This window comes from Variovorax sp. IB41 (genome assembly GCF_016405905.1).
GTDB lineage: Bacteria > Pseudomonadota > Gammaproteobacteria > Burkholderiales > Burkholderiaceae_C > Variovorax.
In genome coordinates this window covers 86,286-101,777 of the sequence record NZ_JAEFCB010000018.1, presented here as the reverse complement: position 1 = coordinate 101,777, position 15,492 = coordinate 86,286, and the positions used below count along the sequence as shown (strand labels likewise).

At 69.4% G+C, this 15,492-nt stretch carries 13 protein-coding genes; 4 read left to right on the top strand and 9 right to left on the bottom strand.

All coding sequences use genetic code 11. From position 1 onward, the window contains the following. Positions 1-5: 5 nt before the first annotated feature. Positions 6-3,521: a chromosome segregation protein SMC gene (smc, locus tag JC881_RS25620; RefSeq protein ID WP_198788524.1), complete on the bottom strand. Its 3,516-nt coding sequence runs from the start codon at positions 3,519-3,521 to the stop codon at positions 6-8. Positions 3,522-3,635: 114 nt separating this feature from the next. On the opposite strand from smc, the gene JC881_RS25615 reads away from it, so the two are divergent. The 4 genes from JC881_RS25615 to JC881_RS25600 all read left to right on the top strand — a co-directional run bounded on the left by JC881_RS25615 (position 3,636) and on the right by JC881_RS25600 (position 6,836). Beyond that, on the top strand, positions 3,636-4,394 hold the full coding sequence (locus JC881_RS25615; protein ID WP_198788523.1) for a hypothetical protein: 759 nt from the start codon (positions 3,636-3,638) through the stop codon (positions 4,392-4,394). Positions 4,395-4,461: 67 nt separating this feature from the next. Next, on the top strand, positions 4,462-4,782 hold the full coding sequence (locus JC881_RS25610; protein WP_198788522.1) for a helix-turn-helix domain-containing protein: 321 nt from the start codon (positions 4,462-4,464) through the stop codon (positions 4,780-4,782). After that, on the top strand, positions 4,779-6,071 hold the full coding sequence (locus JC881_RS25605; protein WP_198788521.1) for a type II toxin-antitoxin system HipA family toxin: 1,293 nt from the start codon (positions 4,779-4,781) through the stop codon (positions 6,069-6,071). Before JC881_RS25610 ends, JC881_RS25605 begins: the two co-directional genes overlap by 4 nt. 72 nt (positions 6,072-6,143) lie before the next feature. Continuing rightward, positions 6,144-6,836: a mobilization protein gene (locus JC881_RS25600; protein WP_093432960.1), complete on the top strand. Its 693-nt coding sequence runs from the start codon at positions 6,144-6,146 to the stop codon at positions 6,834-6,836. A 16-nt stretch (positions 6,837-6,852) separates the two neighbouring features. Here JC881_RS25600 and fabG read toward each other — a convergent pair whose 3' ends face one another. The 8 genes from fabG to JC881_RS25560 are packed head-to-tail and all read right to left on the bottom strand — an operon-like array spanning position 6,853 to position 15,483. Beyond that, positions 6,853-7,584, bottom strand: coding sequence for a 3-oxoacyl-ACP reductase FabG (fabG, locus tag JC881_RS25595; RefSeq protein ID WP_198788520.1), 732 nt, complete (start codon positions 7,582-7,584; stop codon positions 6,853-6,855). Beyond that, a complete protein-coding gene (locus JC881_RS25590; RefSeq protein ID WP_198788519.1) occupies positions 7,581-8,051 on the bottom strand; it encodes a hydroxymyristoyl-ACP dehydratase in 471 nt (156 codons plus the stop codon). The genes fabG and JC881_RS25590 overlap by 4 nt, the downstream gene beginning before the upstream one ends. Further along, entirely contained in the window at positions 8,048-8,815 is a 768-nt protein-coding gene (locus JC881_RS25585; RefSeq protein WP_198788518.1) for a class I SAM-dependent methyltransferase, read from the bottom strand. Before JC881_RS25585 ends, JC881_RS25590 begins: the two co-directional genes overlap by 4 nt. A 55-nt stretch (positions 8,816-8,870) precedes the next feature. Continuing rightward, complete coding sequence (locus tag JC881_RS25580; protein WP_198788517.1) at positions 8,871-9,710, bottom strand: polysaccharide deacetylase family protein; 840 nt, start codon at positions 9,708-9,710, stop codon at positions 8,871-8,873. Then, a complete protein-coding gene (locus JC881_RS25575) occupies positions 9,710-12,121 on the bottom strand; it encodes an MMPL family transporter (protein ID WP_198788516.1) in 2,412 nt (803 codons plus the stop codon). Before JC881_RS25575 ends, JC881_RS25580 begins: the two co-directional genes overlap by 1 nt. Further along, complete coding sequence (locus JC881_RS25570) at positions 12,118-12,759, bottom strand: LolA-related protein (protein ID WP_198788553.1); 642 nt, start codon at positions 12,757-12,759, stop codon at positions 12,118-12,120. Before JC881_RS25570 ends, JC881_RS25575 begins: the two co-directional genes overlap by 4 nt. After that, complete coding sequence (locus JC881_RS25565; protein ID WP_198788515.1) at positions 12,749-13,771, bottom strand: acyl-CoA synthetase; 1,023 nt, start codon at positions 13,769-13,771, stop codon at positions 12,749-12,751. The genes JC881_RS25570 and JC881_RS25565 overlap by 11 nt, the downstream gene beginning before the upstream one ends. Beyond that, positions 13,768-15,483, bottom strand: a complete 1,716-nt coding sequence (locus JC881_RS25560; protein ID WP_198788514.1) for an AMP-binding protein — start codon at positions 15,481-15,483, stop codon at positions 13,768-13,770. Before JC881_RS25560 ends, JC881_RS25565 begins: the two co-directional genes overlap by 4 nt. Positions 15,484-15,492 lie beyond the last annotated feature (9 nt).

The window sequence follows — 15,492 nt, the reverse complement described above, 5'->3', positions numbered from 1 at the left end:
CCAGCTCAAGCGGCCTCGACCATGGAGGCCGCGGCCTCCATGTCCACCGCGACGATGCGCGAGACGCCCTGCTCCTGCATCGTGACGCCGATCAACTGCTCGGCCATTTCCATGGCGATCTTGTTGTGGCTGATGAAGAGGAACTGGGTTTCGCGGCTCATGGCGGTCACGAGTTTGGCATAGCGTTCGGTGTTCGCGTCGTCCAGCGGCGCGTCCACTTCGTCCAGCAGGCAGAACGGCGCCGGGTTGAGCTGGAAGATGGCAAACACCAGCGCAATGGCCGTGAGCGCCTTCTCGCCGCCCGAGAGCAGGTGGATGGTCTGGTTCTTCTTGCCGGGGGGCTGCGCGAGCACCTGCACGCCGGCGTCGAGAATTTCGTCGCCCGTCATCACCAGCCGCGCGTTGCCGCCGCCGAAGAGCTCAGGGAACATGCGGCTGAAGTGCTCGTTGACGATCTTGAACGTGCCACCGAGCAGGTCGCGCGTTTCGGCATCGATCTTGCGGATGGCGTCCTCCAGCGTGCCGATGGCTTCGTTCAGGTCGGCCGACTGGGCGTCCAGGAAGGTCTTGCGCTCGCTCGCGATCGCGAGTTCGTCGAGCGCGGCGAGGTTCACCGCGCCGAGGGCTACGACTTCGCGGTTGAGGCGGTCGATTTCGCTCTGCAGGCCGGTCAGGCGCACCTTGTCGGTCTCGATGGATTGCGCGATGGCTTCGAGGTCGGCGCCCGCGTCTTCCAGCAGTTGCTGGTACTGCTCGACACCCAGGCGCGCGGCCTGTTCCTTCAGCTGGAATTCGGTGATGCGCTGGCGCAGCGGATCAAGCTCGCGCTCCAGTTGCAGGCGGCGCTCGTCGCTGGCGCGCAGCTTGAGCGTGAGGTCGTCGTACTGGCTGCGCGAGGCGCCGAGCGCGGTTTCGCGTTCGAGCTTGAGCGACAGCGCATCCTGCAGGCCGGCCTGCGCAGCGGCATCGGACAAGCGGCCCAGCTCGGCGCGGGCGCGCTCGTCTTCGTCGGTGAGCGCGACGGTCTGCTGCGACGCGGTTTCGATCGCGCGATTCAGTTCGGCACGACGGGCTTCGAGCGTGCGCTGCGAGAAGGTGGCCTCCTGCGCCTGGCGCTCCAGGCTGCGGTGCTGCTCACGGCTGGCATTGAGCGCGCGGCCGGCTTCGATCACGCGCTCGTCGAGTTGCGCATGGCGCTCCTGGCTGTCGGCCAGTTGCATGTCGAGCTCTTCGAAGCGGCCTTCGGCGGCGATGCGCTTTTCTTGCAGTTCTTCGAGTTGCGCGTCGACTTCGCCGAGGTCGGAGGCCAGTTGCTGGCTGCGCGCGCGCGTCTGCTCGGCGAGCTGGGTCATGCGCAGGGTTTCGACCTGCAGTTCGTGGGCGCGCGACTGGGTGTCGGCCGCTTCGCGGCGCGCCGTCACCAGGCGCTGCGCGGCGTCGCCATAGGCGGCTTCGGCGCGGATCAGCGCGGTGCGCGCCTCTTCGTTGATGAGCGTCTGGGCGCGCAGCTGGCGCTCCAGGTTTTCCATTTCCTGCTGGCGGGCCAGGAGGCCGGCCTGCTCGGAATCGGGCGCGTAGAAATTGACGCTGTGCGAGGACACGGCATGGCCGCTCTGCACATAGATGACTTCGCCCGGCTGCAGCGTGGCGCGCTGCGCCAGTGCTTCTTCAAAACTCGATGCGGTGTAGCAGCCGTGGAGCCAGTCGTTCAGCAAGGCTTGCTGGCCGGCATCGTTCAGCCGCAGCAGGCTCGACAGCCGCGGCAACGCCGCCGCGCCCTGCGGCGCACCGGCCGACGGCGGGCTGTAGAACGCCAGCTTGGCCGGCGGCGCGTCGTTGCCGAAGGCGCGGACCATGTCGAGCCGGCTGACTTCGAGCGCACCCAGGCGCTCGCGCAGGGCCGCTTCGAGCGCGCTTTCCCAGCCTTGCTCGATGTGGATGCGGCTCCACAGGCCCTGCAGGCCATCGAGGCCGTGCTTGGCGAGCCAGGGGGCCAGCTTGCCGTCGGTCTTGACCTTTTCCTGCAGCGCGCGCAGCGCCTCGAGCCGCGCCGAGAACTCCGCGTGGCGCGCACCTTCGGTGTTGACGGCTTGCTGCTTCGTGCGGCGGTCGTCGTCCAGTTGCGGCACGGCCTCCTGCAGTTCGTGCAGGCGGGCTTCGGCTTCGCTGGCGGTTTCCTGCGCGGCGGCCAGTTGCTCCTGCATGTCCAGGAGGCGCGCCTCGTCGGGCGCGGCCAGCGCGTTCTGGTCGGCGCGCAGGCGTTCGCTGCGCTGCGTGAGCTGGCGGCTCTGGTCTTCGATGTTGCGCTGGTCGGCCGCGAGCACCTGGATCTGCTGCTGCACCTGCGAGACGGTCGTGCGCTGGCTGTTGGCTTCGTCCTGGGCGCGCTGCACGGCCTCTTCGAGCTCGGGCATGCGCGCGTCGTGTTCCTCGAGCTGGGCGGCCAGCAGGATCGCCTGCTCTTCGGCATCGACGCCCTTGCCGGCCAGGGTTTCGATCTCGGTCTCGGCCTCTTCGCGGCGCGTGCCCCACTGGCCCATCTGCTCGCGCAGTTGGACCAGCCGCTGCTCGACGCGCTGGCGACCTTCGACCACGAAGCGGATCTCGCCTTCGAGCCGGCCGACTTCGGCACTGGCCTCGTAGAGCTTGCCCTGCGCCTGGTTGACCTGGTCGCCGGCCGCGTAATGGGCCTGGCGCACGGTTTCGAGTTCGGCTTCGATGTGGCGCAGATCTGCGGTGCGCGATTCGAGGTCGTTGATCGCCTTTTCCGAATCGGACTTGATCTTGGCCTGGTCCGCATCGCTCTCGCTGCGCTTCAGGAACCACAGCTGGTGCTGCTTCTTGGTGGCCTCGCCCTGCAGTGTGTTGTAGCGCGCGGCCACCTCGGCCTGCTTCTCGAGCTTCTCGAGATTGGCGTTGAGTTCGCGAAGAATGTCTTCGACGCGCACGAGGTTTTCGCGCGTGTCGCCCAGGCGGTTTTCGGTCTCGCGGCGGCGTTCCTTGTACTTGGAAACACCGGCGGCTTCTTCGAGGAACAGGCGCAGTTCCTCGGGTTTGGATTCGATGATCCGGCTGATCGTGCCCTGGCCGATGATGGCGTAGGCGCGGGGCCCGAGACCGGTGCCCAGGAACACGTCCTGCACGTCGCGGCGGCGCACCGGCTGGTTGTTGATGTAGTAGCTGCTGGTGCCGTCGCGCGTGAGCACGCGCCGCACGGCGATTTCGCCGAACTGGTTCCACTGGCCGCCGGCACGGTGGTCGGCGTTGTCGAACACCAGTTCGACGCTCGAGCGGCTGGCCTGCTTGCGGGTGGTCGTGCCGTTGAAGATCACGTCCTGCATCGACTCGCCGCGCAGCTCGGAAGCGCGCGATTCGCCGAGCACCCAGCGCACCGCATCCATGATGTTCGACTTGCCGCAGCCGTTGGGCCCGACCACGCCGACCAGTTGGCCCGGCAGCAGGAAATTGGTGGGTTCGGCGAACGACTTGAAGCCCGAGAGCTTGATGGAATTAAGACGCACGACTTGTCGGCCTGCCTTGACGTTAACGCCAAGGTATTGATTTGTAAGGAAAATTGCACGGGCTCGCTGCTCGAAGCGAGCCGCCGCCCCAGTCTTGGATGATAACGTCAGGGCATGAGTGTTTCTCCGGTTTTACCCCTTGCGGCGCGACGCACCTGCCTTCTGGCCGGCGCCGCCTCCTTGCTCGGCTTGGCGGGCTGTTCATCGGTCCGGTCGACCGAGCGTGCAGAACCCTATGCCAACCAGGAATGGCTGCAGTCCAGCGCCAACCGCATCGCCAATCTGTCGCTGCGCGACAACCTGCAGTCGATTCGGCGCGTGCAGTCCACCCTCTACAAACGCAACCCGCGGGAATGGCGCAAGTCGGCGGCGAGCATCGACGAAGCCAGCCAGCGGGCGTGGGACGCGGTGCTCAAAGGCGCAGATCTTCCCGAGCTGCGCGGCGCCACCGGCATCGAGGCCATCCGCCTGGCCTTCGAGACCGGGCCGCAGCCCTACCAGGGCGATCGCGTCGCGGCGCTGGTGGTCGGCTGGGCCTCGATGCTCAAGCAGGCCAACGGCGGCACCTGGGAGCAGACCATGATCGACGGCGTCGATGCCGAGAACAGCTACCGGGCCGCGCGCAATTTCGAGATCTCGCTCTGGCTGATCTCCTCCAAGACCGGCCCCGACGGCCAGCCGCTGCTGCTGGCCACCGAAATCAGCGAGCGCGGCCGCAACCTCGTGGCCGACCGAGAGCTGTCGAAGGTGGTGGCCCGGCTCGACCTGCTGGCCGCGCAGGCCGACGAAAAATACCGCCGCGCGGCGCTCGATTTCGGGCAGAACTGGGTCATGGGCGTGGTCATGCCCCTTTTCACGCTGGTGCCGAAATAAGCCCGCCGGGCAGCATGAGACCAGGGAAATATATTTCCCCAAATGCCAATTGCGGTAATATATTTCCGTGACGAAACAGGAACTCATCACCACCCTGGCCGCGCGGCGCGACGCCGCGGGCCTCTCGACCGCCGAGATTGCGCTGCGTTCGGGGCTCACCGAGCGATCGGTGCGCAATGCCCTGAGCCTTCAAGGCAATCCACAGATGTCGTCGCTGCTCGCGCTGGTCGATGCGCTCGGGCTGGAACTGCAACTGGCGCCCAAGGGCTTCGGCGAAACCGCGGCCACCGATCCCGGCTACCGCCCCGTCACCACCCGCGTGGGCCATGCGGTCGCACAGGCCCCGGCCTCGCCGCCGTACACCAACAACAAGCGCCGCTCGCCATGAACGTCAAGATCCTGGAGATCTCGCTCGGCACGCGGCGCTTCGGCAAGCTCTTCCAGTACGCCGACCTGTGCCGCTTCGTGGCGGAGCCCGAACTGATCGCCGCGCCGCCACCAGAGGTGATGTCGCTCTCGATGGTGGCGAGCGACGCTGCCACGCAGGCCGCCCTCTGGAGCGACGTGAAGAACCCGCTCTTCAATGCCCAGGGCGGACAGCTCCCGCGCTTCTTCCAGAACCTGCTGCCCGAGGGCGTTCTGCGCAGCCACATCGCGCAGTTGCGCGGTTGCCGCGAGAACGATCACTTCGAGCTGCTCGCGGCCTGCGGCGGCGACTTGCCCGGCGCGGTGAGCGCCAAACCGGTGTCGGTGGACCGCGGCACGCTGCAACGGCTCATCACGCAGGACCAGGACGCGCTCGAGATGTCGGTGGTCGAGCTGCCGATGCCGCAGGGCATCTCGGTGTCGGGCGTGCAGCCCAAGCTCGGCCTGCGCCGCCAGGGCGGGCGCTACGTGGCACGCACGCGGGCCGGCGCAAGCACGCGCGTGATCGCCAAGCTGCCGGTGGCCGGACGGCCGCACATGCCGCAGCTCGAAATGCTCTCGCTGCAGATGGCGGGCGCCGCGGGCGTCCAGGTGTGCGACGCCGAACTCGCGCCGCTCTCCGCCATCAAGGCCGAACACAGCTATGCGCTGCCCGACGAGCCCGACTTCCTCGCCGTCATCCGCTTCGACCGCGACGGCGCGCGCCGCATCCACTTCGAGGACTTCGCGCAGGTGCTCGCCGTGGACCCGATGCACAAGTACAGCGCGAGCTACCTGGACATGGCGCTCGCGATGCAGGCCTTTCCGTCATTGGGCGAAGACGCGGTGCTCGAACTCATTCGGCGCCTCGCGGTGAACGACCTGCTCGGCAACCCCGACGCTCACCTGAAGAACTTCGGTGTGCTGTATGCCGACGGCATCGCGCCGCGGCTGGCGCCGGCCTACGACATCGTCGCGTACGCGGCGATCCAGGGCGTCGACGGCCATGCGCTTCCTCTGCTGCCGACGAACACCGCAGCCCCAAGGCGCACCGCCCTCTTCACCCCCGCCAACGTGCGCGCCTTCTGCTTCTCGACCGGCCTGCACGAACCGCTGGTGCGGCGCGTGGTCACCGACACCGCACGCCTCGCGCGCAGCCTCTGGCCCGAGATGATCGACGCCTCGACGCTGCCCGCACCATGGAAAAAACGGCTGCAGCAGCGCTTGCAGGCACACCCCTTGCTGCAAGCCATGGCCAAGCGCGGCAAATAGGTCCATCGAAAAACACGCCCCTAGAATGATTCAGCCCTTCACCCCTCAACCCATTCGAGGCAGCAGCAACTCATGAGCTCCATCAATTTCATCGGCGGCGAAAAAGGCGGTGTCGGCAAGTCGGTCACGGCGCGCGTGCTGGCGCAGTACTTCATCGACCGCAGCCGCCCTTTCACCGGCTTCGACACCGACCGTTCGCACAGTTCGTTCACCCGCTTCTACGAAGGCTTCGCCTCGCCCGTGGTGGTCGACAGCTACGAGGGCCTGGACACGGTCGTGAACGGCTTCGAGAGCAACCCGAAGCAAAGCGTGATCGTCGACCTCGCCGCCCAGACGCTGGCGCCGCTGTCGCGCTGGATCAAGGAGTCGGACCTCTTCGACGTGTTCGCCGAGATCGGCGTGACCGTCAATTTCTGGCACGTGCTGGACGACGGCAAAGACTCCACCGACCTGCTCGGCACGCTGATCGACACCTTCGGCAACCGCCCGAACTACATCGTGGTGCAGAACTACGGCCGCGGCAGCGATTTCGGGATGCTGCTGGCGTCGCAGTCGCTCTCCAAGGCGAATGCAAACGGCGCGCGAGTCATCGCGCTGCCGCGCCTGCACGAAGCCAGCATGCGCAAGATCGATGCGCAGAACACGAGTTTCTGGAAGGCCGTGAACGACCGCGAAGGCGTGCATGCGCTGGGCCTCCTGGAACGCCAGCGCGTGAAGTCGTGGCTGGCGACGGCCTACGCGGCGTTCGACACGCTGCCGCTGTAACGCCCCGGCAGCGGCTTCAGATCATCCCGCCGTTGATCGAGATCACCTGCCCGGTGATGTAGCCGGCTTCGTCGCTCGCCAGGAACGAGGCCAGCGCGGCCACTTCCTGCGGCGTTCCCGCCCGCTTGACCGGCACCATCTGGTTGATGACCGCCGGATCGAACACCGCATCGGCCATCGGCGACGCGATGATCCCCGGCGCGATCGCGTTGACCGTGACACCGCGCGACGCCACTTCGAGCGACAGCGCCTTGGTCGCGCTGTTGAGCGCGCCCTTGGCCGCAGCGTAGTTCACCTGCCCCCGGTTGCCCGTGATCGCGGACACCGACGAGATGTTCAGGATGCGGCCCCAGCGCGTGCGCATCATCGGCAGCAGCAATGGCTGCGTCACACGGAAAAACCCGTTGAGCGACACGTCGATCACCTTGTGCCATTGATCGGCGCGCATGCCCGGCAGCACCGCGTCGTCGTGCACGCCAGCGTTGTTGACCAGGATCTGGACCGCGCCGCCTTCGAGGATGCGCGCGCACGCCGCAGCCGAGGCCTCGTCGCTGCGCAGGTCGAACACGTGGCATTCGGCCTTGCCGCCCGCCGCCGTGATCGAAGCTGCCAGTTGCTCGACCGCTTCCGGCCGCGAATTGGCGTGCAGCAGCACCGTCGCACCGTCGCGCGCAAACCGTTCGGCCATGGCAGCGCCGAGTGCGCCGCTGGCGCCCGTGATCAGCGCGCGTTTTCCTTCGAGACTCATGAGGCGGTGCTTTCTGTTGCGAGCGGCGTGTTCAGGACCACCACGGCCCGGCCCTCGGCCAGCGCGCGGCCGTCGTCGGCGTTGACCGCGAATTCGTAGAGGATCTGCTTGTCGTCGCCCGACAGGCGCCGGGCCTGCACGTGCAGTTCACCTTCGATGTCATCGAGCCGCGTGACGGCCAGCCGCACATTGCGCGCGCTCGCCAAAAAACCGGCCGATGGCGTGCTGCCCTCCGCGGCCAGCAGCCCGCCGTGAAGCGCCATGGCCTGCGCCGCGTATTCGATGGCGTTCGGCGCCAGCAATCCGCCGGCCGTGCGCAGCGGGTTGTCCGCCAGCCGGTGCGTCGTCGTGCTGCAGCGGATCACGTCCGCATCCCAATCGTCGAGCCGCTCCAGCAGGCACATGCTGCCGCTGTGCGGAATGCGCGCGGCGATGCCCGCGCGGTCGAGCGTCTGCGGCGCCGTCAAGCGGCGGTCTCCAGGTCGGCCACCAAGAGCACGTTGGCGAAGGGCGTGCCTTGGCTCATCGGAATGCTCTGCACGCGGAAACCCAGGCGCTGCAGCACTGCCATCCATTCGGCGAGCGGCCGGCCCCAGGTCGGTGAGACCTTGTGGCCGCGTATGCGCGTCACCGTCCGATCGACCCACTGGCTGATCGCAAAACCGCGTCGGCTCGACGCATCGCCCACGCGCAGCAGCAGCCGCGCCTTCGGGTTGCCGCCGCGCCGGAGCGCATCGCGCACGCGCGTCAGCACGCCCTCTTGCGCTTCGAGGTCCACGTAGTGCAGCACGTCGAGGATCACGACCAGGTCGCAGTCGGGCAAGGCGGCCGAGCACATGTCGGCGCACACCAGGCGCGGCGTCGGCTGCAGATGGCCCACTGACGCCTCGGCCCGCGCCACGTCCTTGGGCATCAGTTCGATGCCGGTGTAGTCCGCGGCGGCCGGCGTGGCCGGCCATGCAGCGGGCCAGCGCCCTTGCTGCTGCATCGTGCTCATCGAGGCCAGCAGGCTCACGAAAAGGCCCTGCCCGCAGCCGATGTCGACCACGCGCCGGTGCTGCGCATCGATCAGCCCGCGTTCGAGCAGCCCGCGAAAGACCGGGTCGCGCCCGAGCTTGCCGCGCGCGAACTGCCAGGCGAAGGTGCCGCCCTTCTTGTACGGAACGGTGGCGGCTTCGTGCAGTTCGCGCCACGCGTTGTCCGTGGATGACGACGACATCACGGCGCTCATCGAGTGGCCTCCGCGCTGCGCGCTGCGGCATGCGCCTTGGGAGCGGCCCGGCGGCTCATGGCTTGAGCCCTTCGGGCAGGGTCACGGCGCGCAATCCATCGGCGCGCAGGCGTTCGAGCAACAAGGGCAGTACCTCCAGCAAAACGGGTTTTCCTTCGGCGGTGCGCGCGGCGTTGCCGTCGTGCAGCAACAGGATGTCGCGGGCCTGCAGGTTGCGGGCGAGGCGCGCCATCACCTTGGCGGGGTCGCCTTCGCGCGTGTCGAAACCGCGCCGCGTCCAGCTCACGAGCGAGAGGCCCAGGCGGTGCAGCACCGGTTCGAGAAAGGGGTTGCGCAGCCCGGCAGGCGCGCGAAAACAGGTCGGGCGCTGGCCGGTGACGTCGGTGAGGATGTCCTGCGCCCGCGCGATTTCGCTCGCGAAACCGCGCGGCCCGAGGAACGAGAAATTGTGCCGGTGGCGCGCCGTGTGGTTCTGGACGCTGTGGCCGCGCGCCACGATCTCGCGCGCCAGTTCCGGATGTGCCAGCACGCGCTCGGCGATGCAGAAGAAGGTGGCGCGCTGGCCGTGCGCGTCCAGCAGGTCCAGCACGCGGGGCGTGACTTCGGGCTCCGGTCCGTCGTCGATGGTGATTGCCACTTCGCGGCGCGCTGCCGCCGCTTCGGGCAGCTGCGTGACGTTGGGGCCCAGCAGGTTGCTGCGGGGCGTGAGCCCGGCGCCGGTGATCAGCGCGTGGTTGAGCACGATCGCGCCGACAGCCCAAGGCCATGCGCCCGGCACCAGCACGCCCGCCCCGATGGCCGCCACATGCCAGGCCGCGCTGGCGCGCATGGCCGGCGGCCAGGGCCAGGACTCGGGGGTGGCGGTTGCGGAAGACATCGCGGCGGATTTTCCCATCAGGTGCGCCGTGCGGACGAAGCGGGCGTCGGTGCCACGTGCCGGGCGAACGCCGCCGACAGCAGCAGCGCGAGCAATGCCCCCGGCGCCACCACGCGACCGATCGACGACAGCGCGGGGATGTCCGATATCGCGATCAGGCCAAACGACACCACGGTCGTGAGATTGGCCAGCATCAGCGAAGCCAGCGTGTCTTCGTCCGCCCGCCCCGTTGTGCGCAGTTGGTCGAAGAAAAGCGCGTAGTTCGAGCCCACCGCCACGATCAGCAACAGCCCCACCAAATGCAGGATGCCGAGCGCGGCCTGCGCGAGCGCCATGCCGCCCAGCGTGAGCATCACCGCGAACACCAGCGGCTGGCACACCGCCAGCAGCCGGCGCCACGAGCGCAGGTAGATGCCCAGCAGCACCACCACCGCCAGCGCGCCGAGCAGCACCTGCACGAAGGCCTCGTGCAGATAGCGCTGATACAGGCTCGCGAGTTCGCGGCCGACGTCGACCACCTGCACGTCGGTGGTGCCCGCGAGCGCGGCTTCGAGCCGGGCCTGGTCGAACCCCGGACCGGGGTGCAGCACCAGCAGCGTCGCCCATCCGCCGCCCGGGCGCTGGTACATGAGCGTGTTCAGCACGGAGCCGAGCGGGCCGCCGGCCAGGTCGGCGCGCTGCACGGGCGCGAGCTTGCGCGCCGCCTCGACATCGGCCAGGAACGGCCCGAGCCGCGAGGCCGGCAGCGGCAGGCCCTTGGTGGCTTCGGCCAGGCTGGCTTGCAGCGTGGCAGCGTCAGGCAGGCTCGCGATACGCGCGCTCTGCGCGGCCGCGCTCGGCAGCACGCGCGTGACGGCCTCGTAGCCGCCGAGTTCGGCCGTGTCGACCAGCGCATCGAGCTTGGCCGCCGCCGCTTCGGTGTTGCGCAGCGCCGCCTGCTCGTCGTCGCCATAGGCCACCACCAGCACGCCGCCATCGCTCGCGCCGATATCGTTGCGCAGCATCTCGTCCAGCTGCTGGGCCGACTTGGGCACCGGGCTCATCGCGCCCAGGTCGGCGCGCCACAAGTGTCCGCCCTGCCACAGCACCAGCCCGAGCGCGGCCACACCGAGCGCGGCCAGCGGCCAGCGCAGGCGCGGCAGGCCGCGCACCAGCATGCCGGCGACCTGCGCCATGTACCTGCGCATGCCCATGCCGGTCGCGCCATCGGGCGCGAGCATCGGCAGCACGTAGCGCGTGGCCAGCGCGGCGGCGACGAGGCCGGCGATGGAGAACACGCCCAGCTGCGCCAGCCCCGGAAAGCCCGAGAACACCAGCGCCGCAAAGCCGCACACCGAGGTCAGCAGCCCGAGCCGCACGGTGGGCCAGTTGAGATCACGCCAGCGCCGCCAGCCGGTGCCGGCCACGGCCGCCCCGCGCGCCTGGATCAGGTAATAGATGGCGTAGTCCACCGTCTCGCCGATCAGCGTGCTGCCGAACCCCAGCGTGAGGCCGTGCACCGACCCGAACACCAGGCTCACGCTCGCCGTGCCGATCACCACGCCCGTCGCCACCGGCAGGAAGGCGATGAGCAGCGCGCGCGGCGAGGCGAAGGCCAGCAGCAGCAACACGCCCATCACGATGCCACCGACGATCGCGAGATGGATGGCTTCGGTCTTGATCTTGTCGCGGCTCATCACCGAGAACACCGGCGGGCCGCTCAGCAGCAGCTTCGGTTTCGCTTCACCCATTTCGCGCGTGGCGGCGTCGAAGGCCGCATGCACCTTCGCGATGGCCACGGCCTGCGCGTCCAGGTCGCTGCCGGCGGCGCGCGTGGTCGCAATCATCAGCGCGCGCGGCGCGGTGCGCGACATCCACACGCCGTCTTCGCTGCGCGGCGCGCTCGCGGGCACCAGTTCCATGGCGATGCGCTGCGTCTCGCCGGTCGGGTCGCGGTCGAGGAAGGGCTTGATCACGTTGCCGGCCGGCGTGCCGAGCATCGACAGCGTCTCGTTGATCGCGTCGCGCAGGCCCCCGGCGGTGAACTGCCCGGGCGTGACGCTGGGCGACAGCTGGTAGCGGTGCTGGAACACCCAGGTGCCCGCCTCGCTCCAGTCGCCCACGTCGCCGTTCTGGATCAGGTCGAAGAGCTGGCTCTCGCGCATGGTCTTGCCCACCGCGCGCGACACCGTGGCGCGCTGCTCGGCGCTGCCGCCTTCGAAGCCCAGCATCAGCGTGCGCGAAGCGACGCCGCTTTGCAGTTGCTCGATCAGCACGCGCTGGCGCAGGTCCGGGCTCTTGGGCAGGAACGCCGAGAGATCGGCGCCGATCTGCGTGCGCGCGATGACGAACGCGCCGCACAGCAGCACCAGCAGCCACGCGAGCAGCACGACCGCCCTGCGCCGCCAGCTCGGCGGGCCGCCCGCCTGCGGCGCCGTCGCGGCAGTCACGGTGTGGTGCGTCCGGCCGCGCCGGACGGGGCCGCGCCGGGGGGCGCCGTGGCGGCGGGCGCAGGCGCGGGCGCGTTCGGCGAGATGTTCATGACCGAGCGGTCACCGCCGACGAACTCCATCTCCAGCCCCAGCACGTCGCTCGCGCGGCCGCTGATGCGGATGCTGCGCACCTGCGCGGCCAGCCGGCTGTCCATGGGCGCAAGGTCGAGCGTCCACTTGGCGGGCGCGCCCGTCACGGTGCTCTTGAAGTAGCGCTGCAGCGTCGCGCCGTCGCCGGTCAGCGTGCCGCGCATGGCTTCGACCAGGCCGAGCAGCTCGGGCATGCTGTCCAGCGCCAGCGTGCGGTTGCGGCCGCCGCGCGAGAGCGTGAGCGTGTTGCCGTCGACGGCCATGGTCTCGATGCGTGGCGACAGCGTGCGGCGCACCAGCTTGTCGGGCGCGTCGAAGCTCAGCGTGCCGCTCGCATCGAGCGGGCCTTCCAGGCCGTGCACGAAGCGCTGCTCGGTGAAGCGGGCCTCGCCGCTCTTCTGCTTGGCCAGCAGGCCCATCAGCTCGGGCAGGTCGAACGCCCACGCCGGCGCGGCGCAGAAAGCCACCGCGAGTACGAACACCCTGCAAAGCCGGTCAAGCCGCATCTTCGAGCCAGAAATCATGAAAGTTGAACCAGTTGTACGGATAAGCGCGGCACAGCGCCTCCAGGCGTGCGACGTAGGCCTCGACGGCGGCGCGGATGCGCCGCTCGCGGTCCGCGGCATCGGCGGCCGGCTCGGCGAAGTCGGCCAGCGGATCGAACCGGACATCGTAGCGGGCGCCGCCGCCATAGAGGCCGGCCATGAAGAACACCTTGCGACGCAGCAGCGCCGCGAGCCGGAACGGCCCGTCGTTGAAGGTGGCGGGCTGCCCGAGGAACGGCAGCACGATGTTGTTGCCGCGGTGATGCGAGGGCTGCTCCTCGCTGCCCGGCAGGGTGCGGTCGGCCAGCATGCCGCCCAGGCCCCCGCCGTCGAGCCAGTCGCGCAGGTCGAGCATCGAGTGCGGCCGCCCGAGCGCGATCACGTGCGGCCGCATTTCGGGCAGCGCGATGGCGTTGAGGATGGCGGTGATGCGCTGCGCGTTGTCCGGGTACATCAACATCGCGAGCCGCAGGTCGTGCTGCTGCGTGCGGTGCTTGCAGGCGCCCATGACCTCGAAGCTGCCCACGTGCGCGCCGAGCAGGAAAGCGCCCCGCCCTTCGATCGCTTCGGTCTCCAGCGGCACGTTGCCTTCGACCGTCAGCTTGAAAAGGTCCATGCGCCCGCGCAGGAAATAAACGCGGTCCAGCACCGTGGACGAAAACGCGTGCAGCAGCCGGTAGCCGTCGATCCAGCCGGCGTGCGGACCGATGGCCCGGAACAGGTAGCGCTTGATCTGCCGGCGCGGCGCGGGCGCGAACAACAGGAAATACAGGCTGATCGGCGGCAGCAACAGCCGCGTGACATGGCGCCCGCACACCAGCGCCATGAAGCAGATGAAGCGCAGCGCGAGCATGTTGCTGCGCTCGGGCGCCTGGGCCCAGCCGCCCCTCTGCCCAGCCTGCCCAGCCTGCCCGGTGTGCCCGGTCTGGGCCGCCTCGTTGACGGCGCGCGTCTCGGCGTCGGTGTGCTTCATCGGGCTGACTCTTGCACGGCCGTCCAGCGGCCGCTGACAGCCACCACGCCGTCGCAACGCACGTCGAAACGCACGCCGCGGCCGGTGCCGGCTTCCGGATGCAGTTCGATGGCGAGCGTGCTGCCGGGCCGCACGGGCGCGAGAAACTTCGCCGCCGCGAGCGTCGGCGACGTGCCCAGCCGCGCGACCAGCGCCGGCACGCGCTGGATGGCTTCCATCACCTCGGCCAGCACCAGCGCGCCGGGCAGCAGCGGCTGGCCGGGGAAATGGCCGGCGAAAGTGGGATGGTCGGCAGGCACCGTGTGCGCGATCTGCACCGGCGTGTCGTCTTCCGCGAGTTGCGCCAGCGCGAATTCGCGCAGCGCCCGCACCGTGAGCTTGCCCGTGCCTTCGCGCGGAAAAGACTTCACCTGCACCACGCGCCGCGGCACGAACACCGGCTCCAGGCGCTGGCGCAGCGCGCCGATGATCGCGCCCGCTGTCAGCGTCGGCGCGACCACGAAGGCCACCGGCCGCACCACGCCGTCGGCCACCTCGTCGGGCAGCCAGAAGGCGCCGTCGTCGACGCCGGCAATGCTGTTCAGGTGGAAGTTCAGGTGGGCCAGCGAGCTGCGCCGGCCGGCCACGTGAATGAGGTCGTTCGCGCGGCCGAACAGGCGAAAGCGCCGGTCGTCCAGCAACTCGAGCACATCGGCCATGGGCGTGGGCTCGGGCAGGAAGTCCCCCTCGAAGATGAAGCGCTCGGGCCCGTCGGCCTCGCCCGGCTCCGCATGCACGCGGATCTGGCCGAAGTTTTCCCAGATTTCACTCTCGGTCGTGCGGCGCGTGGCGACCTGGCCCGACTCGGTGCTGCCGTAGATTTCGAGCAGCACCGCGCCCATGGCCTGCTCGGCCTGCAGCGCGAGCTGCGGCGAGAGCGGCGCGGTGGCCGAGAGGATCAGGTCCACCGGCGGCAGTTCGATGCCCGACAGCAGCAGCGTCTTCAGGTGGAACGGAGTGGTCACCAGCGCGCGCGGCCGCGGCACCGAGGCCAGCGTCTGCGCCACGTCGGCCGGAAAGAACGGCCGGCCGCTTTCGAAAGCAGCACCGCCCAGCATCGCCAGCAGCACCGACGATTCGAGCCCGTAGCTGTGCTGCACCGGCACGGTCGCGACCAGCGTCAGGCCTTCGAGCGTGGGGCGCTCCAGCACGCGGCAGAGCCGCTCGACGGCCACGGCCACGTCGCCCACCAGCGTGCGCCAGGTCTTGGCATGCGGCTGCGGCGCGCCGGTGGAGCCCGAGGTGAGCAGGCTGGCCGCGTGCATCGCGCCGTCGAACGCGGGCACGGTCGCGCTCGCATCGCCTTCGAGGCTGGAGCGGTCTTCGATCAGCACGCGCTGCATGCCGGGCGTCTGCAGCTTGGTGTCGTCGGTGAGTGCGAAAAGGCGGGTGCCGTGGCTCTCGACCAGGCGCGCCAGCGTGTCGGGCCGCGCATCGGGCGGCAGGAGGCTCGCATGGCCGCGCACCAGCGCGGCGCCCAGGCTCACGGCGAAGGCATAGCGATCGACGCACAGGTTGACCGCGGGCCCCTCGGCCGGCAGCACCGGCGCGAAACGGGCCACGTCGGCCAGGAACTGGCGGGTGCTCACGGGCACGCCGGCACGCCACGCGAGGGGGGCGTCGGGGTCGCGGTCCGCGAGCAGGGGCAGCAGGAAGTGGGTGTCTGTCGTCACGCGGGCTGC